General features: G+C 72.3%; 15 protein-coding genes and 2 pseudogenes. 2 read left to right on the forward strand and 15 right to left on the reverse strand.

What is annotated here, in order from left to right:
- Positions 1-11 precede the first annotated feature (11 nt).
- The 8 genes from tmk to bldG form a co-directional block, all read right to left on the reverse strand.
- A complete protein-coding gene (gene tmk / locus KWI83_RS10150) occupies positions 12-3329 on the reverse strand; it encodes a dTMP kinase (protein ID WP_218513985.1) in 3318 nt (1105 codons plus the stop codon).
- A gap of 163 nt (positions 3330-3492) precedes the next feature.
- The gene (gene topA / locus KWI83_RS10155; RefSeq protein WP_218513986.1) at positions 3493-6330 is read right to left on the reverse strand and encodes a type I DNA topoisomerase; all 2838 of its coding nucleotides are present in this window, start codon (positions 6328-6330) and stop codon (positions 3493-3495) included.
- 262 nt (positions 6331-6592) lie between these two features.
- Entirely contained in the window at positions 6593-6790 is a 198-nt protein-coding gene (locus KWI83_RS10160; protein ID WP_218513987.1) for a hypothetical protein, read from the reverse strand.
- A gap of 776 nt (positions 6791-7566) precedes the next feature.
- The gene (locus KWI83_RS10165; RefSeq protein WP_218513988.1) at positions 7567-9087 is read right to left on the reverse strand and encodes a class I SAM-dependent methyltransferase; all 1521 of its coding nucleotides are present in this window, start codon (positions 9085-9087) and stop codon (positions 7567-7569) included.
- A gap of 38 nt (positions 9088-9125) precedes the next feature.
- Positions 9126-9716 (reverse strand): small secreted protein, encoded by a 591-nt coding sequence (locus KWI83_RS10170; protein ID WP_218513989.1) that lies wholly within the window; start codon positions 9714-9716, stop codon positions 9126-9128.
- A gap of 193 nt (positions 9717-9909) precedes the next feature.
- The gene (locus KWI83_RS10175) at positions 9910-12318 is read right to left on the reverse strand and encodes a sodium-translocating pyrophosphatase (RefSeq protein WP_218513990.1); all 2409 of its coding nucleotides are present in this window, start codon (positions 12316-12318) and stop codon (positions 9910-9912) included.
- A gap of 328 nt (positions 12319-12646) precedes the next feature.
- Entirely contained in the window at positions 12647-13087 is a 441-nt protein-coding gene (locus KWI83_RS10180) for an ATP-binding protein (RefSeq protein ID WP_218513991.1), read from the reverse strand.
- 102 nt (positions 13088-13189) lie between these two features.
- Entirely contained in the window at positions 13190-13531 is a 342-nt protein-coding gene (gene bldG, locus KWI83_RS10185; protein ID WP_024885807.1) for an anti-sigma factor antagonist BldG, read from the reverse strand.
- 79 nt (positions 13532-13610) lie between these two features.
- Between bldG and KWI83_RS10190 the strand changes: the two genes are divergently transcribed.
- Positions 13611-16247 carry a DEAD/DEAH box helicase gene (locus tag KWI83_RS10190; protein ID WP_256362042.1) on the forward strand — a complete coding sequence of 879 codons (2637 nt, stop codon included), beginning with the start codon at positions 13611-13613 and terminating at the stop codon, positions 16245-16247.
- Positions 16248-16281: 34 nt separating this feature from the next.
- On the opposite strand, the pseudogene KWI83_RS10195 reads toward KWI83_RS10190, so the two are convergent.
- The 7 genes and pseudogenes from KWI83_RS10195 to ssd all read right to left on the reverse strand — a co-directional run.
- Positions 16282-16557 (reverse strand): annotated as a pseudogene (locus KWI83_RS10195) (Rv3654c family TadE-like protein); the annotation flags it as partial.
- A gap of 134 nt (positions 16558-16691) precedes the next feature.
- Positions 16692-17051 (reverse strand): annotated as a pseudogene (locus tag KWI83_RS10200) (TadE family type IV pilus minor pilin); the annotation flags it as partial.
- Entirely contained in the window at positions 17038-17247 is a 210-nt protein-coding gene (locus tag KWI83_RS10205; RefSeq protein WP_218513994.1) for a DUF4244 domain-containing protein, read from the reverse strand. The pseudogene KWI83_RS10200 and the gene KWI83_RS10205, both read right to left, overlap by 14 nt.
- A gap of 170 nt (positions 17248-17417) precedes the next feature.
- On the reverse strand, positions 17418-18206 hold the full coding sequence (locus KWI83_RS10210; RefSeq protein ID WP_218513995.1) for a type II secretion system F family protein: 789 nt from the start codon (positions 18204-18206) through the stop codon (positions 17418-17420).
- Entirely contained in the window at positions 18203-19063 is an 861-nt protein-coding gene (locus tag KWI83_RS10215) for a type II secretion system F family protein (protein WP_256362043.1), read from the reverse strand. Before KWI83_RS10215 ends, KWI83_RS10210 begins: the two co-directional genes overlap by 4 nt.
- 5 nt (positions 19064-19068) lie before the next feature.
- On the reverse strand, positions 19069-20286 hold the full coding sequence (locus KWI83_RS10220; RefSeq protein WP_218513996.1) for a TadA family conjugal transfer-associated ATPase: 1218 nt from the start codon (positions 20284-20286) through the stop codon (positions 19069-19071).
- Positions 20283-21386, reverse strand: a complete 1104-nt coding sequence (gene ssd, locus KWI83_RS10225) for a septum site-determining protein Ssd (protein WP_218513997.1) — start codon at positions 21384-21386, stop codon at positions 20283-20285. The genes KWI83_RS10220 and ssd overlap by 4 nt, the downstream gene beginning before the upstream one ends.
- A gap of 588 nt (positions 21387-21974) precedes the next feature.
- Here ssd and KWI83_RS10230 point away from each other — a divergent pair.
- The gene (locus KWI83_RS10230; protein WP_218513998.1) at positions 21975-22808 is read left to right on the forward strand and encodes an HAD family phosphatase; all 834 of its coding nucleotides are present in this window, start codon (positions 21975-21977) and stop codon (positions 22806-22808) included.
- Positions 22809-22954: the final 146 nt, after the last annotated feature.

Consider the following 22954-nt stretch of genomic DNA (forward strand, 5'->3'; position numbering starts at 1 on the left):
GCCGGGGTACGTCAGCGCCCGCGCCCCTTGCCCCGCCGGTCCTGCTCGTCGTCGTACTCCTCCTCGTGCGGCCCGAGCAGCTCGTCCGCCAGCGACGGCAGATCGTCCAGCGGGGTCTCCTCGGCCCAGTCCGGCCGCGGCCGCCGCTGCGGCCTGCCGTCGGCGTCGACCTGCGGCAGCTCGCGCGTACGGTCCTCGGTCCCGTCCGGACCCGCCCCCGGCCGCTCGTCCCGGAAGAACCCGGGCGGCACCCGATCGGAAGGATCCTCACCCCGCACGGGTGGCAGCACCGTGGTCTCGTCCGCCGCACCGGGCACGACCGGCGGCAGTACGGCGGTCTCGTCGGCGGCGTGCGGGGGCTCGCTCGGCGCGTTCTCCCCTGCCCCAGGGCGCCCCACCGGCGGCAGTACGGCAGTCTCGTCCGCCGCGCCCGACGGCCCGACAGGCGGCGGCACAGCCGTCTCGTCCCCCGTCCCCGCAGCCGCCCCCGGCTGCGGCAACTCCGCGGTCACCTCGCCATCAGGACCCCCGGCAGCAGCCCCCGCGTCGGCCCCGGCGTCCGGGCCCTCGGCCCCGGGCCGTACCGGCCGCAGCACGGCCGTGTCCTCCACGGGCCCGCCCGACGCGTTCGTCGGCGTCACCACCGGCGTGGGCACAGTCGCCGCGTCCGGCGGCACCGCCGGCGTGGCCAGGGCCGTCGGCGGCAGGGGCCCCGCCGCTGCCGCCGCCGCGGCCTGCTCGGCCGCCCGGCGTGCCTCCTCGGCCCGCAGCAGCGCCTCCTCGGCCTTGCGCTGCTTCTCCAGGCGGCGTGCCTCGGCCTCGGCCCGAATCCGGGCCTCCTCCTCGGCCTGCCGGCGGCGCCGCTCCTCCTCGGCCTTGCGGCGGGCCTCCTCCTCGGCCCGCGCCTGTTCCTCGGCGAGGAGCCGGGCCCGTTCCTCCTCGGCGCGGCGGCGTGCTTCCTCGGCGCGCTGCCGGGCCTCCTCCGCCTGTCGTTCGGCCTCGCGCCGCTGCGCCTCCTCCAGCTCGCGCCGCTTGCGCTCCTCCTCCTCGGCACGCAGCCGGGCGAGCTGCTCCTGGCGCTCCCGCTCCAGGCGCTCCTCCTCGGCCTTGCGGGCGGCCTCTTCCTCGGCCTTGCGGCGGGCCTCCTCCTCGGCCTTGCGGCGCGCCTCCTCCTGGGCCTTCACCTCGGCCTCGGACAGCGGCAGCATCTGGTCGAGCCGGTGCCGGATGACGGTCGTGACGGTCTCGGGCTCCTGCCCGGCGTCCACCACCAGGTACCGCCCGGGGTCGGCCGCGGCCAGCGTCAGGAAGCCGGACCGCACGCGCGCGTGGAACTCGGCCGGCTCCGACTCCAGCCGGTCCGGTGCCTCCGTGAACCGCTCCCGCGCGGTCTCCGGCGAGACGTCCAGCAGGACCGTCAGGTGGGGGACGAGACCATGGGTCGCCCAGCGGTTGATGCGGGCGATCTCGGCCGGGGACAGGTCACGGCCCGCCCCCTGGTAGGCCACCGACGAGTCGATGTACCGGTCGGAGATCACGACGGCACCCCGCTCCAGCGCGGGCCGGACCACGGTGTCCACGTGCTCGGCGCGGTCCGCCGCGTACAGCAGCGCCTCCGCGCGGTGCGAGAGGCCTGCGCTGGAGACGTCCAGCAGGATCGACCGCAGCCGCTTGCCCACCGGCGTCGCCCCCGGCTCGCGGGTGAGCACGACCTCGTGGCCCTTGGCCCTGATCCACTCGGCGAGCGCCTCGGCCTGGGTGGACTTCCCGGCGCCGTCGCCGCCCTCCAGGGCGATGAAGAACCCGGAGGCGGCGGGCGTCGGCTCCGGGTCGTCGCCGCCGAGCAGCGCATGGCGCAGGTCCTGGCGCAGCGGCACCCCGGAGCGGTCGTCGAGCTTGGCCAGCACCAGCGCGGCGACCGGCAGCAGCAGCGCCCCGACCAGCATCAGCGTGAACGCCGCCCCACCGTGCGCGAAGACGAACTTGCCGCTCTCCAGCCGGTGCGGCCCGATCAGCGCCGCCACCATGGGTGCGATCAGCGCGCCGAGCGCCACGAAGACCCGCACCACCGCGTGCAGGTGCTCGGTCGTGCGGGCCCGCCGGAAGTCCTCGGCCTCCTGGTCGAGCAGCGTGTGCCCGGTGTTGGCGGCCACGCCCGCGCCGACACCGGCCAGCGCGACGATCAGCAGCACGGTGGCGACGTCCGGGACGAGCCCGGCGGCCAGCAAGGCGACGCCGGTGAAGGCGATCGCCAGCGCGAGCAGGCGGCGCCGCGACAGCGACACCAGCACCTTCGGTGCCGTACGGACACCGGCGACGACACCGCCGGTGAGCAGGCACACCAGCAGCCCGTACGTCACCGGGCCGCCACCCAGGTCCTTGGCGTGCAGCACGGACACCGCGACGACGGCGGCCACCGCGCCGGCGACGGCCGCGCAGGAGAGCACCAGCAGCGGCATCGCGCCCGTACGGCCCTTGTCGGCACCCGCGGCCGTCCGGGGGCGGCGCAGCCCCTCCAGCGGGGACCGCGCGCGCGGGGTGCGCGTGCCGGGCACCTCCAGGAAGGTCAGCACGGACAAGGACGCGGCGAACAGACCCGCCGCGACGTACGAGGCGAGGGCCGCCTGGTGCTGGGCGAACCAGTCGATCCCGGCACCGAGCAGATTGTTGAACAATCCCGCGACGACCAGCGCGGCACCCGCGAGGGGGACGGCCACGAAGCTCGTACGCAGGGACAGGCGGCGCAGCGCGTCCATGTGGTCCGGCAGCGGCCGTACCGTCGCGCCCTCCGGCGGCGGCGCGGGCAGCAGCGCGGGCGCGGCGCTCTCGCGGCACACCGTCCAGAACCGCTCGGCGACACCGGTGACGAACACGGTCACCAGCAGCACGGCGAGCGCGTCGTCCGGAGTCCAGTCGATCCACAGCGGCGCGACGATCAGCAGCGCGGCCCGCAGCCCGTCCACGCCGACCATGGTCCAGCGGCGGTCGAGCGGACCGTCCTGCGAGGTGAGCGAGGAGAGCGGGCCCAGGAGTACGGCACCGAAGAGCAGCGTCGCGAGGATGCGCACCCCGAAGACGGTCGCCACCGCGAACGCCACGCCCCGGTACCCACCGCCGAAGGACCCCTCGGCGATCGCCGCCTGGAGGACGAGGACGACCAGCACCAGGAGCGCGAGCACGTCACCGATGCCGCTGACGAACTGCGCGCTCCACAGCCGCTTCAGCTGTGGGCGGCGCAGCAGCGCGCGCACGGCACGCTCGCGGGAGTCCGCGACCAGGGCGTCGTCGGGGGCCGGGTGATGGGCCGTTGGCTGCTCGGCTCGCGTCATGCTTTCAGCCTATCGGGCCGCACCGACACTCCAGTGCGGCCGCCCGAACGTCCGCACGCCCCGACACCGATGTGATGCCGGGGCGTACGTTTCGCGAACACGTGGTGGAGGAAGGGCCGTTGCCGAACGAGGCGGACCGGCCCGGTGCACCGGCGCTCCTGACTCAGTCCTCCGACGTCGTCTTGGCAGCCGTCGCCTTCTTCGCGGCCGTCTTCTTCGCGGTCGCTGTCTTCTTCGCCGTCGTCGTCTTCGCCGCTGTGGTCTTCTTGGCGGCGGTCTTCTTCGCGGTCGTCGCCTTCTTCGCCGGAGCCTTCTTGGCGGCGGCCTTCTTCGCCGTCTTCTTGGCCGGCCCCTTCGCGCGCTTCTCGGCGAGCAGTTCGAAGCCGCGCTCCGGAGTGATCGTCTCGACGCTGTCGCCGGAGCGCAGGGTCGCGTTGGTCTCGCCGTCGGTGACGTACGGACCGAAGCGACCGTCCTTGACGACCACCGGCTTGCCGCTGACCGGGTCCTCGCCGAGTTCCTTCAGCGGCGGCTTGGCGGCCGCGCGGCCACGCTGCTTGGGCTGGGCGTAGATCGCCTGCGCCTCCTCCAGCGTGATCGTGAAGATCTGGTCCTCGGACTGCAGCGACCGGGAGTCCGTCCCCTTCTTCAGGTACGGCCCGTAGCGCCCGTTCTGTGCGGTGATCTCGACGCCGTCCGAATCCGTGCCGACGACCCGCGGCAGCGACATGAGCTTGAGGGCGTCCTCCAGCGTCACCGTGTCCAGCGACATCGACTTGAACAGCGAGGCCGTACGCGGCTTCACGGCGTTCTTGCCGGTCTTCGGCGTGCCCTCGGGCAGCACCTCGGTGACGTACGGGCCGTAGCGGCCGTCCTTGGCGACGATCGTGTGGCCGGTCGCCGGGTCCGTGCCCAGCTCGAAGTCGCCGCTCGGCTTGGCGAGCAGTTCCTCCGCGAGCTCGACGGTCAGCTCGTCCGGCGCCAGGTCGGAGGGGATGTCGGCCCGCTGGTGCTGCTCGGAGTCCTTCTCGCCGCGCTCGATGTACGGGCCGTAGCGGCCGACGCGGAGCACGATGTCGTTGCCCACCGGGAACGACGACACCTCGCGCGCGTCGATCGCGCCCAGGTCGGTGACCAGCTCCTTGAGGCCGCCGAGGTGGTCCCCGTCGCCGTTGCCGGCGTCCGCGGCGCCGCCCCCGCCCGTGCCTTCACCGAAGTAGAACCGCTTCAGCCACGGCACCGCCTGCGCCTCACCGCGCGCGATGCGGTCGAGGTCGTCCTCCATCTTGGCGGTGAAGTCGTAGTCGACGAGCCGCCCGAAGTGCTTCTCCAGGAGGTTGACCACGGCGAAGCTCAGGAAGGACGGGACGAGTGCCGTGCCCTTCTTGAACACATAGCCGCGGTCGAGGATCGTCCCGATGATCGACGCGTACGTCGACGGACGGCCGATCTCGCGCTCTTCGAGCTCCTTGACCAGCGACGCCTCGGTGTAGCGGGCCGGCGGCTTGGTCGCGTGCCCGTCGGCGGTGATCTCCTCGGCGGTCAGCGGGTCGCCCTCGCTGACCTGCGGCAGCCTGCGCTCGCGGTCGTCCAGCTCGGCGTTCGGGTCGTCGGCGCCCTCGACGTAGGCCTTCAGGAAGCCGTGGAACGTGATCGTCTTGCCGGACGCGCTGAACTCGACGTCCCGCCCGTCGGCCGCGGTGCCGCCGATCTTCACGGTCACGCTGTTGCCGGTCGCGTCCTTCATCTGGGAGGCGACCGTCCGCTTCCAGATCAGCTCGTAGAGCCTGAACTGGTCGCCGGTCAGACCCGTTTCGGCGGGCGTGCGGAAACGATCACCCGAGGGTCGGATCGCCTCGTGCGCCTCCTGCGCGTTCTTGACCTTCGCGGCGTACGTCCGTGGCTGCGGGGGCAGGTAGTCGGCGCCGTACAGCTGCGTGACCTGCGAGCGGGCGGCGGCGACCGCCGTGTCGCTCAGGGTCGTGGAGTCCGTACGCATGTACGTGATGTAGCCGTTCTCGTACAGCTTCTGCGCGATCTGCATGGTCGCCTTCGCGCCGAAGCCGAGCTTGCGGCTGGCCTCCTGCTGCAGCGTCGTCGTGCGGAACGGGGCGTACGGCGAGCGGCGGTACGGCTTGGACTCGACCGACCGGACGGAGAACCGGGTGTCCTCCAGGGCGGCGGCGAGGGCGCGGGCGTTCGCCTCGTCGAGGTGGAGGGTGTTCGCGCTCTTGAGTTGTCCCAGGGAGTCGAAGTCGCGGCCCTGCGCGACCCGCCTGCCGTCGACGGTCTGCAGGCGGGCGACCAGCGACGACGGGTCCGACGAATCCCCCGCGCGGCCGGTCGCGAAAGTGCCCGTCAGGTCCCAGTACTCAGCAGAACGAAACGCGATGCGCTCGCGTTCCCGCTCGACCACGAGCCGGGTGGCGACCGACTGGACGCGGCCCGCCGACAGCCGCGGCATGACCTTCTTCCACAGCACCGGCGAGACCTCGTAGCCGTAGAGACGGTCGAGGATGCGGCGGGTCTCCTGGGCGTCGACGAGCTTCTGGTTGAGCTGGCGCGGGTTGGCCACGGCCTCCCGGATCGCGTCCTTGGTGATCTCGTGGAACACCATGCGCTTGACCGGGATCTTCGGCTTGAGAACCTCCTGGAGGTGCCAGGCGATCGCCTCGCCCTCCCGGTCCTCATCGGTGGCGAGGAAGAGTTCGTCGGACTCCTTCAGCAGGTCCTTGAGCTTCTTGACCTGCGCCTTCTTGTCCGCGTTGATCACATAAATGGGCTGGAAGTCGTGTTCGACGTCCACGCCGAGGCGGCGGACCTCGCCGGTGTACTTCTCGGGCACCTCCGCGGCGCCGTTGGGGAGGTCGCGGATGTGCCCGACGCTCGCTTCGACGACGTAGCCGGGGCCGAGGTAGCCCTTGATCGTCTTCGCCTTGGCAGGCGACTCGACGATGACGAGTCGGCGGCCGCCCTGTGCGGTCTCGCTGGTCGGGGACAACTTCGCTCTTCTCTCCGGTCGACGCTGGGGCCTCCCCAGGCCTTGCTCCCGGGGTCAGGGCACCTTCTTGGCTCACTCGCTGGTGACGCTGCGGAGTGTGACGGTACATCCCGCCCCCGTGTCAAACGGGAAAAGCCCGCAACGGCCACTCGAACGGTAACCCGACTACCGCCCTTCCTGCCGCCCGGCGTGTCCACCGATCCGATCGGGTCTATCCGGAGCGTGTGCTACCGATTACCCCAGGTGGAACGCGTCCTCGGTTTCAGACCTGGGTGAAGCACCAGGCTCCGAGGGTCAGCGCGAGCACCGCGGCGATGCTCGCGAGGGTCGCCGATGCGACGGGGCTCACACCGAGGGCGACGGGCTCGCGGCGGCGCACCCGGGCCGCCGTCCACACCAGCAGGCCGCTTCCGAACAGGGCGAACACCACTCCCGCGAAGATCGCCGGTCCGCTCTCCATGGCTCCCCGTGCCCCTCTTCCCGTCGGCGTGTGTCCACTGCCCGGGAGGTTGACACGCACGGGCTGCGTCCAGGCGAACCTGACGTGAACGGGAGATCGACGGGGCGGTGCGTCTGCTTTCGGCCACGGCCTGGATCCGTCCCGCCGGGTCTTCGAAAGTTTTTTCAGCAGCCGTTCCTCAGCAGCCTGTCTTCAGCCATGCTCAGACCATGATCGGGCCGCTCGGAGCGCACCCGGCGCCGTGCCGCGTCCCGACCTCGCCGTCTGTCGCAGCATGCCGCCCGAACACCAGGCACGTCGCGGCACCGCCCGCCTCCGTGCAGCTCTCCGGCTCCTCTCACCGGGGATGCCCGAAGTCGCGGTGATGCGGCAGCCGCGGTGATGCGGGGGTCGCGGGATCCGGGCTGGAGGGCGCCGCCGTAGTCGGTGAGCAGCACGCGCGCGTACGGTGCGCCGGAAGCGTCGGACGCCGACGGATGTTGGCCGGTTTCACGTCCCTGTGGAGGATGCCGATCCGGCGCCCGCGGTGATCGCGTCGAGTACAGCGAGGCCGATGCGGGCACCTCTGCGGACGGCAGCGCCCCGGACTCCGTACGATCGCACAACGCACGACCGTGCGACCGTGCGGCCGCCCGGAGATCGACCGCCTCGGGCACCTACTCCATGACGATCCACGGCAGCCCCCTCGTGCACCACCACGTCGTGCACGGTCGCCCCCCGCATCGCGAGCGCCCCCTTCACGGCGCACAGCCCACCCCCGCGCGCCCCCACTCACCTCACCCCGCCGGCTCCAAGAAGCCCTGCTCCACCAGCAACCGGATCTGCGCCGGGGTCCGATCGCGCAGCAACACCGGATCCTCACCCACCAGTTGGGCGATGGCGTCCAGGATGCGCCCCGCGGTCAGCGACCCGTCACACACGCCCGCGAACCCAGCGCCCACCGTGTCCACCTTGGTGGCCCGCCGCATCCCCCGGTTCTGCCGCAGTACGACGTGCTCGGGGTCCTCCGCGCCGGGCAGCCCGACCTGTTCCTGCACCACTTCGGCGGCCAGCCGGAAGCGCTCCTCCAGCAGGGCCGCGTCGTCCCGCGACCGCAGGTAGTCGAGCCGTTCGAAGTGCGCCCGGACCGTGGCGCCGAGCGGCTGTTCGACCGGATGCGGCCACTCCTCCACGGTGATCGAGGGCACCGCGGCTCCCCGCTTGCGCAGGGTGATCCACCCGAACCCGACCGCCCGCACCTTGCGCGCCTCGAACTCGTCCAGCCAGGCGTCGTACCGCGCCTGGTACTCGGCCACGTCACCCCGGTGGTCGCCGGCGTCGCGCAGCCACAGCTCGGCGTACTGCGTGACGTCCTGCACCTCGCGCTGCACGATCCACGCGTCGCACCCGTGCGGCACCCACGACCGCAGCCGCTCCTGCCAGTCCTCCCCCTCCACGTGCTGCCAGTTGGCCAGGAACTGCGCGAACCCGCCCTCGTTCAGCCGCTCCCCCGCCCGTTGAACGAGCGTGCGGCACAGATCGTCCCCGCCCATGCCGCCGTCGCGGTACGTCAGCCGGGTGCCGGGAGAGATCACGAAGGGCGGGTTCGACACGATCAGGTCGAACTTCTCGTCGTCCGACAGCGGCTCGAAGAGCGAGCCCTCGCGCAGGTCCGCGGCCGGGGCGCCGGACAGTGCGAGGGTGAGCGCGGCGATGTGCAACGCGCGCGGGTTGACGTCGGTCGCCGTCACGCGCGTGGTGTGCTGTGCGGCGTGCAGCGCCTGGATGCCGGACCCGGTGCCCAGGTCCAGGGCCGAGGAGACGGGCGTACGGACCGTGATCCCGGCGAGAGTGGTCGACGCGCCGCCGACGCCCAGGACGACACCCTCCTCCCGGCGCCCGATGCCCCCGGCACCGCCGACCGCGCAGCCGAGGTCGGACACGATGAACCAGTCCTCGCCGTCGAGCCCGCCGTACGGCCGTACGTCGACGGTGGCCGCGACCTCGTCGCCGCCGACGCTCGTCAGCCACCCGCTCTCCAGGCACGCGGCGACGGGCAGAACGCCCTCTACGCGCGCGTGCGGCACGGGCTGCTGCAACAGGAACAGTCGTACGAGCATCTCCAGCGGCGTGTCGCCGCGTGTCGCCCGCAGCGCGGGAACGATCTCGCTGCGCGCCAGCGCCGCGTACGCGGGGGCGCCGAGCAGTTCGAGCAGTCCGTCGGCGGTGAAGGCGGCCCCCAGGAGGGCCTCCCGCAGCCGCGCGGTGACGTCGGGACGGTCGGTGGCGGGCGGGGCGGAGAGGCTGGCGTTGCTCACGCCCCCATTGTGACCGTGCGGCCCGGTCGCCGCGAACGTCAGCCCTGGGTGGCCGACGGCGAGGACGACGCGCTCTTGCAGCTCTCCTGCCGGGCCATCGCCTGGCCGACCTCGCCCTCCTCCAGGGTGGTCAGCGCGTCGCTGCCGCTCTGGCTGAGCTTGTCCAGCTCGGTGGCGATGTCCTTGAGGCCGTCCGCGAACTTCGCCTGGTCCTTGGTGTCGAGGTCGTCGACCTGCTTCTTCAGGGAGGCGTAGGAGGAGGAGATGCCGTTGAGTTCCTTGACCGCGTCCTGCAGTTTCTTCTCGCCGTTCTCGACGTCGGGCGCCCCGGCCTTGTTCACGGCGGCGCCGATCGCCTTGTAGGCGTCGGACATGTCCTGGAAGGCCTGTGCGTCGGTCTTCTGGACCTCTTCCGGTGTACTGCTGTCCGAGGTCTCCTTCTGGATCGCGGAATTGGCCGCCGCGATCTTCCTGGCCTGCGGCTGTACGGCGTCGCAGACCTGCTTGGCCCAGGCATCCAGCTTCTCGTTGCTGTCGTCGCCGCTGCATCCCGACAGCGCCAGTACCAGTACCGCACCGCCGGACAGTGCGGCCGCGAGCTTCTTGTTCACCGGATTGGTCCCTTCCATGGCTCTCGGCCCCGGAACATACACGCCAAGCGGACGGCAAACGTATGACTAACGTCCGATATTCACCGCATTGCAGGCATTTGCACCAGGAGAGAGAAGGCTCACGGCGCGGGCGTGCACACAACAGGGCGGGCGGGTGACGCGCCAATGCGCGCCCCCCGCCCGCCCCTTGGGTCGAGCCGGGTGCGACGAGCTACGAAACCACTGCCCGGTCAGCCGACTTGGCGCTCGGCTCGGCGTTGTCGTCGCCCATGGCGATGCCGCGCCGCTTGGAGACGTACACCGCCCCGACGATCACGACCAGGGCGAGTACGGCGATCAGGATCCGTACGCCGAGATGCGCGTCGTCGCCGTAGCTGAACTTGATCACGGCGGGCGCGATGAGCAGCGCGACCAGGTTCATCACCTTCAGCAGCGGGTTGATCGCCGGTCCTGCGGTGTCCTTGAAGGGGTCGCCGACCGTGTCGCCGATCACCGTGGCGGCGTGCGCCTCGCTGCCCTTGCCGCCGTGGTGGCCGTCCTCGACGAGCTTCTTGGCGTTGTCCCAGGCGCCGCCGGAGTTGGCGAGGAACACCGCCATCAGCGTGCCGGCCCCGATCGCGCCCGCCAGATAGGCGCCGAGCGCGCCGACGCCGAGCGTGAACCCGATGAAGATCGGCGCCATGACGGCGAGCAGACCGGGTGTGGCCAGCTCCCGGAGCGCGTCCCTCGTACAGATGTCGACGACCTTGCCGTACTCCGGTTTCTCGGTGTAGTCCATGATCCCGGGCCGCTCGCGGAACTGCCGCCGCACCTCGAACACCACCGAACCCGCCGACCGCGACACGGCGTTGATCGCCAGTCCGGAGAAGAGGAAGACGACCGCCGCGCCCGCGATGAGGCCGACGAGGTTGTTGGGCTGCGAGATGTCCATCGCCAACGTCAGAGGCGCGCCCTCACCGGTGAGCTGCTCACCCACGTCCCGTGCGCCGGTGGTGATCGCGTCACGGTACGACCCGAAGAGCGCCGCCGCCGCGAGGACGGCCGTGGCGATGGCGATGCCCTTGGTGATGGCCTTGGTGGTGTTGCCCACGGCGTCCAGGTTGGTGAGCACCTGCGCGCCCGCGCCCTCGACGTCGCCGGACATCTCGGCGATGCCCTGCGCGTTGTCGGAGACCGGCCCGAAGGTGTCCATGGCGACGATCACACCGACCGTGGTGAGCAGACCGGTACCGGCCAGCGCGACGGCGAACAGCGCCAGCATGATCGACGTACCGCCGAGCAGGAAGGCCCCATAGACGCTGAGGCCGATCAACAGGGCGGTGTAGACGGCCGATTCGAGGCCGACGGAGATACCGGCGAGGACGACGGTGGCGGGGCCGGTGAGCGAGGTCTTGCCGATGTCCTTCACCGGGCGCCGGTTGGTCTCGGTGAAGTAACCGGTGAGCTGCTGGATCACGGCGGCGAGCAGGATGCCGATGGCCACCGCGACGAGCGCGAAGATCCGCGGGTCGCCGTCCTTGGCCTGGATCGCGGCATCGGTGACGCCGTCGAGCTCGGCGTACGACGACGGCAGGTAGGTGAAGGCGGCGATCGCCACCAGGACCAGCGAGATCACCGCGGAGATGAAGAAGCCGCGGTTGATCGCGCTCATCCCGCTGCGGTCGGCGCGCCGCGGGGCCACGGCGAAGATGCCGATCATCGCGGTGATCACGCCGATCGCGGGGACCAGCAGCGGGAACGCCAGCCCGGAGTTGCCGAAGGCCGCTGTGCCCAGGATCAGCGCGGCGACCAGGGTCACGGCGTAGGACTCGAACAGGTCGGCCGCCATGCCCGCGCAGTCGCCGACGTTGTCGCCCACGTTGTCGGCGATGGTCGCGGCATTGCGCGGATCGTCCTCCGGAATGCCCTGCTCGACCTTGCCGACCAGGTCGGCGCCGACGTCGGCGGCCTTGGTGAAGATGCCGCCGCCCACCCTCATGAACATCGCGATGAGGGCCGCCCCGAGGCCGAAGCCCTCCAGCACCTTCGGCGCGTCGGCCGTGTAGACCAGCACCACACAGGAGGCGCCCAGCAGACCGAGCCCCACCGTGAACATGCCGACGACGCCGCCCGTACGGAAAGCGATCTTCATGGCTTTGTGCGAGACAAGGGTGAGATCCTTTTCCGGCTCACCCGCCGCCGGAGTCGCTTCCCGGGCGGCCGCGGCGACCCGCACATTGCTGCGGACCGCGAGCCACATGCCGATATAGCCGGTGGCCGCCGAGAACGCCGCGCCGATCAGGAAGAACACCGAGCGCCCGGCGCGCTGATTCCAGTCGTCCGCGGGCAGCATCATGAGCAGGAAGAACACGACGACGGCGAATATGCCGAGCGTGCGCAGCTGCCGGGTCAGATAGGCGTTCGCGCCTTCCTGGATGGCCGCCGCGATCTTCTTCATGCTGTCGGTGCCCTCGCCCGCCGCGAGCACCTGGCGCAGCAGCACGCCGGCGACCACGAGCGCAGCCAGAGCGACGGCCGCAATGACCATCACCATGACGCGGTTGTCGTCGGTCAGCACTGCGGCCGCGAAGGTTGTGGAGTGGTCCGGATGGTCCAACCGAGGGGTAGAAAGCCCCGCCATTCGTCCTCCTTGACGCTTGGGCTGAGCTCAAGATGTGGACGGATTGTAGGGAGCCGGTCCTGATCAAAACAGGGCGCGGCAAACGGAATTCGTCGTCCCTTGCTTCACCTGCTTCACCGCAAATGATCGCAGGAAGCCATCGAACCCGAAAGTGGTAATGCCCCAGCCGTGTGGATGCTTGATCGAATTCCGGGGCCGCTGATCAGCCCATTGCTCCACCACTGATCGTGAATTCCTTCACGAATTCCGGCCCCGCTTCCCGCGCAAAACAACGAGGGCCCTGCTCAGCAGGGCCCTCGCAGCGATTACTCCAGTGGAGTGACGGCGGTCAGGGGAGCACCGCGGTCGGCGGCGGCGTGGTCGGCCAGGTCATACGGATCAGCCCGCCCTCCTCCCCCGCGGTGACCTCGACGTCATCGACCAGGCCGCTGATGACCGCGAGGCCCATCTCGTCCTCCTCGGCCTCCGCGTCGGGGTCCTCGACGGCCTCGCCGGCCGTCCGGACCCCGGTCGGGGCGTGCGGCGCCTCGTCGCCGACCTCGATGGAGAACTGTTTCTCCTCCTCGATCAGCGCCACCTTCACCGGCGCCGTGATCCCACTGATCTGGTGCAGTCCCACGGCACGGGAGCAGGCCTCGCCCACGGCGAGCCGGACCTCGTCGAGGACGGCCTCGTCCACCCCGGCCCTGCGTGCCACCGCGGCCGCCACCAGTCGGGCGGTCCTGACGTGCTCGGGCAGCGCGCTGAAGCGGAGTTCGACGGTGGCCATGCATCCCCCTCGGAGCTACGGGCGTGCTCGGGGGCCAGGCCGCCGAAGGCCCAGCCCCCGTCTTCGAATCTGCCGCCCCGGGCCCTCGGCCCGGGCCGGTGATCAGTCGGTGGCCGCCACCGCTTCCTCGACCGAGGTGTGAATGGGGAACACCTTGGTGAGGCCGGTGATACGGAAGATCTTCAGAATGCGCTCCTGGTTGCAGACCAGGCGGAGCGAGCCCTCATGGGCACGCACCCGCTTCAGGCCGCCGACCAGCACGCCGAGCCCGGTGGAGTCGAGGAAGTCCACGCCCTCCATGTCGACGACGAGGTGGAAACTGCCGTCGTTCACCAGCTCGACCAGCTGCTCGCGCAGCTTGGGCGCGGTATATACGTCGATTTCGCCACCGACCCTGACGATCGTGCGATCGCCGATGGTCTCGGTCGACAGGGACAGGTCCACGGATCCTCCAGCACCTTGCTATCGAGCGGTCGTCCTTGGGACATCTCGGCAGATCCCCCTGGACGGTTCGCCAGCCGCGATGGCATTCAATCACTTACCGGCAGGCGTGCACGACGCCTTGGACCCATTGTCCGTCACGCCAGTGACACACTCGGTGCCGATGGCCAAGAATCACCGATCCGATCGATCCCCGACGGACACCGCATCCCGCCCCGCGCCGGGCACGGTCCTGGACCGGCTCACCGCGGGACCGAACAGGGCTTCGCGCATCACTCATACGGAGCACTTGCCCCCGCGCGCGGGTCGGCATGCAGTCTGGCCGCACCGGATCCGATCCGAGGTCATCGCCGCGGTGCGGGCCGCGGGCATCGAACACCCCTGGGCCCACCAGGCGCGAGCCGCCGAACACGCCCTGGACGGTCAGTCGGTGGTCGTCGCCACGGGCACGGCGTCCGGCAAGTCCCTGGCGTACCTGGTTCCGGTCTTCTCCACGCTCCTGGACGGCGCCGAGGCCCCCAACGGCCGCGGCGCCACCGCCCTGTACCTGGCCCCCACCAAGGCCCTTGCAGCCGACCAGTGCCGAGCCGTGAAGGAACTTTCACATCCCCTGGGCCACGCGGTACGGCCGGCCGTGTACGACGGCGACACCCCGTTCGAGGAACGCGAGTGGATCCGCCAGTACGCCACGTACGTCTTGACAAACCCCGACATGCTGCACCGCGGCATATTGCCGTCCCACCCCCGCTGGGCCTCCTTCCTGAAGGCGCTGAAGTACGTCGTCATCGACGAGTGCCACACCTACCGCGGCGTCTTCGGCTCGCACGTCGCCCAGGTACTGCGCCGCCTGCGCCGCCTGTGCGCCCGCTACGGCTCCTCCCCGGTCTTCCTGCTGGCCTCCGCGACCGCCGCCGAGCCGGCCGTGGCCGCGCGCCGCCTCACCGGCCTGCCGGTCGTGGAGGTCGCCGACGACGCCTCACCGCGCGGGGAGCTGGTCTTCGCCCTCTGGGAGCCCCCGCTCACCGAGCTGCGGGGCGAGAAGGGCGCCCCGGTCCGCCGTACCGCCACCGCCGAGACCGCCGACCTGCTCACCGACCTCACCCTCCAAGGCGTCCGCTCGGTCGCCTTCGTGCGCTCCCGGCGCGGCGCCGAGCTGATCTCCGTGATCGCCCAGGAGCGGCTCGCGGAGATCGACCGCTCGCTGTCCCGGCGTGTCGCGGCCTACCGGGGCGGCTACCTCCCCGAGGAGCGCCGCGCCCTGGAACGCGCCCTCCACTCCGGCGAGCTGCTCGCGCTGGCCGCCACCACCGCCCTGGAGCTCGGCGTCGACGTCTCCGGCCTGGACGCGGTCGTGATCTCCGGATACCCGGGCACGCGTGCGTCCCTGTGGCAGCAGGCGGGCCGGGCCGGTCGCTCCGGGCAGGGCGCGCTGGCCGTCCTGGTGGCCCGCGACGATCCGCTGGACACCTTCCTGGTGCACCATCCGGAGGCCCTGTTCGACCAACCGGTGGAATCCACCGTCCTCGACCCCGACAACCCGTACGTCCTCGCGCCCCACCTGTGCGCGGCGGCCGAGGAACTTCCGCTGGTCGAGGACGACCTGGAGCTGTTCGGCCCGGCGTCCGCGGAGCTGCTCCCGCAGCTGGAGGCCGCGAAGCTGCTGCGCCGCCGTACGAAGGCCTGGCACTGGACGCGCCGGGAGCGGGCCGCCGACCTGGCCGACATCCGGGGCGCGGGCGGCAGGCCGGTCCAGATCGTCGAGGCCGGCACCGGCCGCCTGCTGGGCACGGTCGACGCGGGCGCCGCGCACACGAGCGTCCACGAGGGCGCGGTCCATCTCCACCAGGGCCGCACGTACCTCGTGCGCTCCCTCGACCTGGACGACTCGGTCGCCCTGGTCGAGGAGGCGAACCCGCCGTACTCCACGGTGGCCCGCGACACCACGACGATCTCCGTCCTGGAGACGGACATCGAGGTCCCCTGGGGCCGGGGCCGCCTCTGCTACGGCTCCGTCGAGGTGACCAACCAGGTCGTCTCCTTCCTCCGCCGCCGCCTCATCACCGGCGAGGTGCTGGGCGAGACCAAACTCGACCTCCCTCCTCGAACGCTCCGCACGCGCGCGGTGTGGTGGACGGTCACCGAGGACCAGCTGGACGAGGCCCGCATCAGCCCGGAGATCCTCGGCGGCGCCCTGCACGCCGCCGAGCACGCGTCGATCGGCATGCTGCCCCTCTTCGCCACCTGCGACCGCTGGGACATCGGCGGCGTGTCGATCCCGCTGCATCCCGACACGCTGCTCCCGACGGTCTTCGTCTACGACGGCCACCCCGGCGGCGCGGGCTTCGCGGAACGTGCCTTCCACACCGCCCACGCCTGGCTCACCGCCACCCGCCAGGCCATCGCCTCCTGCGAGTGCGACAGCGGCTGCCCGTCCTGCATCCAGTCCCCCAAGTGCGGCAACGGCAACGATCCGCTGCACAAGCGGGGGGCTGTGCGGCTCCTTACGGTGCTGCTGCGGGGGGCGCCGGAGGAGAAGCCGGTGGCCCCGGTGGGGCCTCGGGAGGAACCGGCGCCCCAGGCGGATCCGGTGGGGCCGCGGGAGGAACCGGCGCCCCAGGCGGACCCGGTGGAGCCGCGGAAGGAACCGGCACCGACGGAACCGGAGGAGCCGCAGGAGGAACCGGCGCCACCGCCTCCGCAGGGCCCGCCCGCGACCTGACCTCCACCGTGAACGGCCCCGTTCTCGACGCCGCTGTCACGTCGGAGATCTCGCCCACCATCGCGCACCGCACAAGCCGCGTGTCCTGGGCCCGCGCCACCCGTTCGGCCCGGGCGCAGGCCGCCTCGGTGCCCTCCGCCCAGTGGTCCGCCGCAGCGAGCGCCGCGAGGTCCGCGGCGCCGGCCGCGCGGTGCCGGGTCACGGCGGCCTGCCCCAGGGCGAGCAGGACGCCGAACACGGCACACAGGACGGCGATCACACCGACGCTCCAGACGGTGGCGGACCCCCGGTCCCTGTCACCGCCCCTCATCTGCGCACCTCCGCTGTCTCCTGACCGGCCGTCCCCTTCGCCACCGTCTCCTCGGCGGCCGTCCCGTCCGCCACCGCCTGCTCGCCGACCGTCCTCCCTTCCGCCACCGTCCCGTCCGCCACCGTCCTGTCCGCCACCGTCTCCTCCGCGACCGCGACGGCCTCCTCCCGCAGCTCGTACGACAGCCGACCCACCCCCGGCGCCTTGGCGACGACCACGACCCGGACCCGGCCGCCCTCCCGGCTGATGGTGACCTTCGCCCCGCGTGGTGCCACCTCGCGGGTCACCGCGACGACCGCGTCGTGCGGGTCCTGCCGGGCCGCCGCGCGGGCGCCCGTCCGGGCCGCGTCCACACACTGGATCTGCGCGGCGACCACGAGCAGCCCCCAGACCAGCCCCATCGCGAACATCACCAGCACGGGCAGCACCAGCGCCGCCTCCGCCGTCACGAACCCCCCGTCCGCGCCCCGCCCTCGCCACTCACATCCGCGCATTGAGGGCCTCCTTGACGATGCTCTGCAGCTCCGCGCTGACCTGCCCGCTCGTCACGACCTTGTAGAGCAGCACCGCGAAGGCCGCCGCCGCGACGATCCCCACCGCGTACTCGGAGGTGACCATCCCGGCCTCCCTCCGCATGCCGCGCATCCGCCACACCAGAGCACGCGCGCGTGCTCGTACCGCCTTGCACATCTCAACCCCCGTGAGGTTCCGTTCCTTCGATCCAGAGCCGTTCCGTGATCAACGCTGTTCGTCGATCAAAATCTGTTTCTCGAATCAAGAGCTGTTTGCCGATCAGAGGCCGTTCACCAAAGACCGTTTGCCGTACGCCAGTTGCTCTCGCACGCATGCTCACCCGCCCCTCATCCGCCACCCCCTCCCAACACCCCACCCGCCAGACCGATCACCACGGGCAGCACCCCGACCGCGATGAAGGCAGGCAGGAAGCACAGGCCCACCGGCGCGGTGACCAGGACGGCCGCTCGCCGTGCCCGTGCCGTCGCGCTGCGGGCCCAGTCGGCGCGGGCGTCCGCGGCGATCCGCGCGACCGGTGCGGCCGCGGGGAGCCCGGACACGTCGGCCCGCTCCAGCAGCCGGGCCAGGGCATCGGCGCCCGGTGTCGCGGCCAACCCGCGCCAGGCCTCCGCCGGTTCGCCGCCGAGCCGCACCTCCGCGGCCCCGCGCGCCAGCGCCGCCCCGACCGGGCCACCGAGCGCCTCGCCCACGGCCTGCGCGGCGATCACCGGACCGGCACCCGCCGTGATGCAGGCGGCTACGAGATCGGCGGCGAGCGGCAGCTGCCGGGCCGCCTCGCGCGGGTCGAAGGCGTCACCCTCGGCGACCGCCGCCGTCTGCCGCTGACGCCACCGCCACACCCCGGCCGCGGCGATCACGCCCACGACGACACCCAGGACTCCGCCGACCAGCACCCAACCGGCGCCGACCACGGCGACCGTCGGCCACCACCGCCGTACGACGCCCGCGGCCTCGAAGCGGGGCGGCTTGGCGTCGGCTTCACGGTCCAGCAACGCGGCCAGCCGCCTCCGCACCTGGCGTTCCCGCCGTACGCCCACCGCCCACCGCATGACCCACGCCAGGGCGAGCACAACCCCCAGGGCCACCCCCAGCCTGTGGAAAACTTCCGCGCTCATGCCGCCTCGGCTCCCCTCACGATCCGCAGCGCCCACCACAGCCCCACGCCCTCCAGCACCGCGCCCGCCAGCAGGCAGCCCAGTCCCGCGCCGGTGTGCAGCAGCACGTGCAGCGGGTCGGCGCCGAACGCGGTGCCGAGGAGGACGCCGAGGGCCGGCAGTGCGGCGAGCATCACGGCCGTGGAGCGAGAGCCGGCCAACTGGGCCCGGAACTCGGCACGTTGGTCCCGCTCCGCCCGCAGGGCGGCCTCCAGCCGGTCGAGCCCGGCCGCGAGACCCGCGCCCCGGTCGACCGCGACCCGCCAGCACGCCGCGAGCCCCAGCAGCCCGTCGGCCCCCGGCTGCCGTGCCGCCACCGCGAGCGCCCCCGGCACGTCCCCGCCGAACCGCGCCGCCGCCAGCACCGGCGCCTGCGCGTCACCGAGCCCTCCGGAGTCCAGCGCGGCCCGCAGCAGGGCCTCGCCCGGCTGCCGTCCGGCCCGCACTTCCCCGGCGAGCGCCGAGCACAGCGCGATCACCGCGTCGCCTCGCCGCTCCCCCGTCCGCCGCGCCTCCCCGGCCAGCCGCACCCGCCGCAGCACCGGCACCCCGGCCGCCCCCGCGACGACCGGCAGCACCGACGCCCCCATCACCCCGAGCACCAGCCCGGCGACCGGCGCCCACCACTCGACCCGCAGCCGCCCACGGATCCACCGCAGCCAACCGGCCCACCGCCGCCACACGGGAGGCCCACTGCCCACCACCCCGCCTCCGGCCAGCAGCAGTTGCGCCCGCCGCGCTCCCGAGTGCCACCCGCCCATCAGCCACGCGGCCGCCTCGGCGCACACCAGGGCCGCGCTCATCGCCATCTCACCCATGCCGCTCACCACTCGCTCTCGTTCCTGCCACGCCGCAGTCGGCCCTCGTCCTCCGCGGGCCCGGGCCCGCCCCCACCACAGAGCAGCCCCCGCAACCGCCCCCACCCCCGCTCTCGCGCAAACGCCTCCGTGTCCCACCGCAGGGCGGGCACCGTCCGCACCAGCCCCGAGGCGTCCCGCTCCAGCACATGCACCTCCGCGATCCGCCGCCGCCCGTTCCGGTCCCGCACCAGGTGCAGGACGACCGACAGCGCCGCCGCCAACTGGCTGTGCAGGGCGGCCCGGTCGAGCCCGGCCGCGGTGCCGAGGGCCTCCAGGCGGGCGGGGACGTCCGCGGCGGCGTTGGCGTGGACGGTCCCGCAGCCGCCCTCGTGGCCGGTGTTCAACGCGGCCAGCAGGTACACCACTTCGGCCCCGCGGACCTCACCGACCACCAGCCGGTCGGGCCGCATCCGCAGCGCCTGCCGGACCAGGTCCTCCAGCGTCACGAGCCCGGCGCCCTCCTGGTTGGCGGGCCGGGCCTCCAGGCGCACCACATGCGGATGGTCGGGCCGCAGCTCCGCCGAGTCCTCCGCGAGCACGATCCGCTCGTCCGGCCCGACCAACCCGAGCAGCGCGCTCAGCAACGTCGTCTTGCCGGTGCCCGTGCCCCCGCTGATCAGGAAGGACAACCGCGCCCGCAGCAGCGCGCGCAGCACCCGGTCCCCGCCCGGCGGCACCGTGCCGGCCGCCACGAGCTCGTCGAGGGTGAACGCGCGCGGGCGGACCACTCGAAGCGACAGGCACGTACACCCGACGGCGACCGGCGGCAGCACCGCGTGCAGTCGCGTCCCGTCCGGCAGCCGGGCGTCGACCCATGGCCGGGCGTCGTCCAGGCGCCGCCCGGCCACCGCGGCCAGGCGCTGCGCGAGACGTCGTACGGCCGCCGCGTCCGGGAAGGACACGGACGTCAGCTCCAGTCCGCCGCCCCGGTCCACCCACACCCGGTCCGGCGCCGAGACCAGCACGTCGGTCACCGACGGATCGGCGAGCAGCGGCTCCAGGGGGCCGCTGCCGACCAGCTCGGACCGCAACCGCTCGGCCGTGCGCAGGACTTCGGCGTCACCCAGCACCCGCCCCTGCTCCCGCAGTGCCTGGGCCACGCGCGCGGGTGTGGGCTCGGCGCCGCTCTCGGCCAGCCACTGCCGCACGCCGTCCAGCAGGGGCCCCGCGATGGTGTTCATGCCGCACCCGCCTCGACCAGCGCCCGCTCCCAGAACTCCTTGCAGAACCGGGCCAGTGGACCCCGCGCGCCCGCACCGGGCGGTGCCTTGCCCTCGGCCGGGCGCAGCAGACCGGCCTCGACGGGTACCTCACCGGCCAGCGGCAGGCCGAGCAGCCGGGCCACCTCGCGGTCGTCGAGGCCGGGCGCGTACGGCCCGCGTACCGCCAGCCGCAGATCGCGCAGGACCATGCCGACCGCGGACGCCACCCGCCCGGCCGCCGCGACCGCGCGCAGCTCGGCGGGGACCACGAGGAGCCCGATGTCCAGCTGGGCGAGGGCCTCGGCGGTCCCGTCGTCGATCCGGCGCGGCAGGTCGACCACGACCGTGCCGCCCCGGCGCCGGGCCGCGGCCAGTACCGCCCGTACGGCCTGCGGCGGGATGGCGACGCAGTCGCCGCGGTCCCAGCTGAGCACCCGCAGGGAGTGCAGCTGGGGCAGGGACTCCTCCAGGGCACCGCTGCCGACCCGGCCGCGTGACGCGGCGAAGGCGGGCCAGCGCAGGCCCTCGGCACTTTCGCCGCCGAGGAGGACGTCGAGACCGCCGCCCAGCGGATCGGCGTCCACCAGCAGGGTGCGCAGCCCCTCGCGCGCGGAAGTGACGGCGAGCGCGCAGGCCAGCGTGGACGCTCCCGCGCCGCCCCGGCCGCCGATCACGCCGACGGTGAGCGCGGGCCGGCCGACGCCCTCGGCGACATCGGCGATCCGGTCGACCAGCCACTGCTCGCCGTCCGGCAGCATCAGGACGTGGTCGGCGCCGATCTGGACGGCTCGCTTCCACATCCCGGGGTCGTCCTGGTCCCGGCCGACCAGCACCACCCCTCGTCTGCGCGCGGCCCCGCGGACGCGTCGCGCGGCGTCGTCCCCGACCAGGACCAGCGGCGCGGCCTCCCAGCCTCCGCTGCGGTCCGGCACGCTGGGGTGGACCTCCGGTGTGGCTCCGGCTGCCGCGCACAGGCGCAGCAGGTCGTCGAGCAGTTCGGCGTCCTCGGTGACGATCAGCGGTCGGCTCTGCCGCCCTCCGGCGGCGGACGGCGGATCGTGTGTGACGGTTCCGGCCACGGTTTGCTTCCCCCTTCGCTTGTCCGCTGCGCTCGCGCAGCCCCTACGGCCCCGCGATTCGCACCCATGTGAAGAACCGGCAACCGGCCTCCATATGAGCGGCCGACGGATTCCGGCCATGCGCGCCCGTCAATCGCAACCGGCCAGGAACTCGCCGCGAGCGGGCCGCGCAGGAATCACGGTGCAGCGATCCCGAAAAACGTGTGGATCTTGGTCGATAACTGTGGACAACTCGATGGTTGTGAATATCGCCGTCACCCATACCGGTGACCCCTGCACCACCTCCTGTGCGACTTCCGCAGAGCAGTCCGACGACTACGCTCGGTGACGGACCGCGGGCGTGCGAAAGAGGCGGCCGCAGCCGCCTCGATGCGGCTCCGTGGCCGCGGGGAGAAGGGGAAAACCCACCTGGACATGCGACGACCCCCGCCGGGGGGGAGAGCGGGGGTCGTCCCCACGGCCGACTCGGGGGGGGAGGAGTCGGACCGGGTTAGCACGGTCGCGAACGATCCGTGACTTCCATGGTGTACCCGAGAGCCCTCTCAGGCAAACCCACGCGCCCCACCTTACGCCGAATGGGCTGCCCCTATGCTCAGGGTCGTGGAAAACCACTCGTTGCCCCGCACAGCCGCCTTCTTTGACCTGGACAAGACGGTCATTGCGAAGTCGAGCACGCTCACCTTCAGCAAGTCGTTCTATCAGGGCGGTCTGATCAACCGCCGGGCCGCCTTGCGTACCGCATATGCCCAGTTCGTCTTCCTCGTGGGCGGCATGGACCACGACCAGATGGAGCGCACGCGCGCGTACCTGTCCAGGCTCGTGCGCGGCTGGAACGTCCAGCAGGTCAAGGAGATCGTCGCCGAGACGCTGCACGACATCATCGACCCGATCATCTACGACGAGGCCGCCTCCCTCATCGAGGAGCACCACACCGCCGGACGCGATGTGGTGATCGTGTCCACGTCGGGCGCCGAGGTGGTCGAGCCGATCGGCGAGCTGCTCGGCGCCGACCGCGTGGTCGCCACCCGGATGGTCGTGGGCGACGACGGCTGCTACACGGGCGAGGTGGAGTACTACGCCTACGGCCCCACGAAGGCGGAGGCGATCCGGGAGCTGGCCGAGTCCGAGGGATACGACCTTTCACTCTGCTACGCCTACAGCGACTCGGCGACGGACCTTCCGATGCTGGAGTCGGTGGGAAATCCGCACGCGGTGAATCCCGACCGCGCACTGCGCCGCGAGGCACTCGCGCGCGGGTGGCCGATTCTCGATTTCCACCGCCCGGTCAGACTCAAGCAGCGACTGCCCGCGTTCTCCGTACCGCCGCGTCCAGCTCTGGTCGCGGCGGCCGCCATAGGTGCCGCGGCGGCCACGGCCGGCCTGGTCTGGTACGCCAGCCGACGCCGGACGGCCACCGCCTGACCTGCCGCTTCGTCCCCGCCCGAGCGGCTGCGGGATCCCCGCGCCCGTCCAATACACCTTTGAAGGCAAAAGTAAAGAAGCGGGGCGAGCACTTCCGCTTGCCCCTCACCTGGAGTACAAAGGAGACAACGGCCCGCGAGACCAAG

The organism is Streptomyces sp. TRM70350 (assembly GCF_019219825.1).
In the GTDB taxonomy this organism is placed as follows: domain Bacteria; phylum Actinomycetota; class Actinomycetes; order Streptomycetales; family Streptomycetaceae; genus Streptomyces.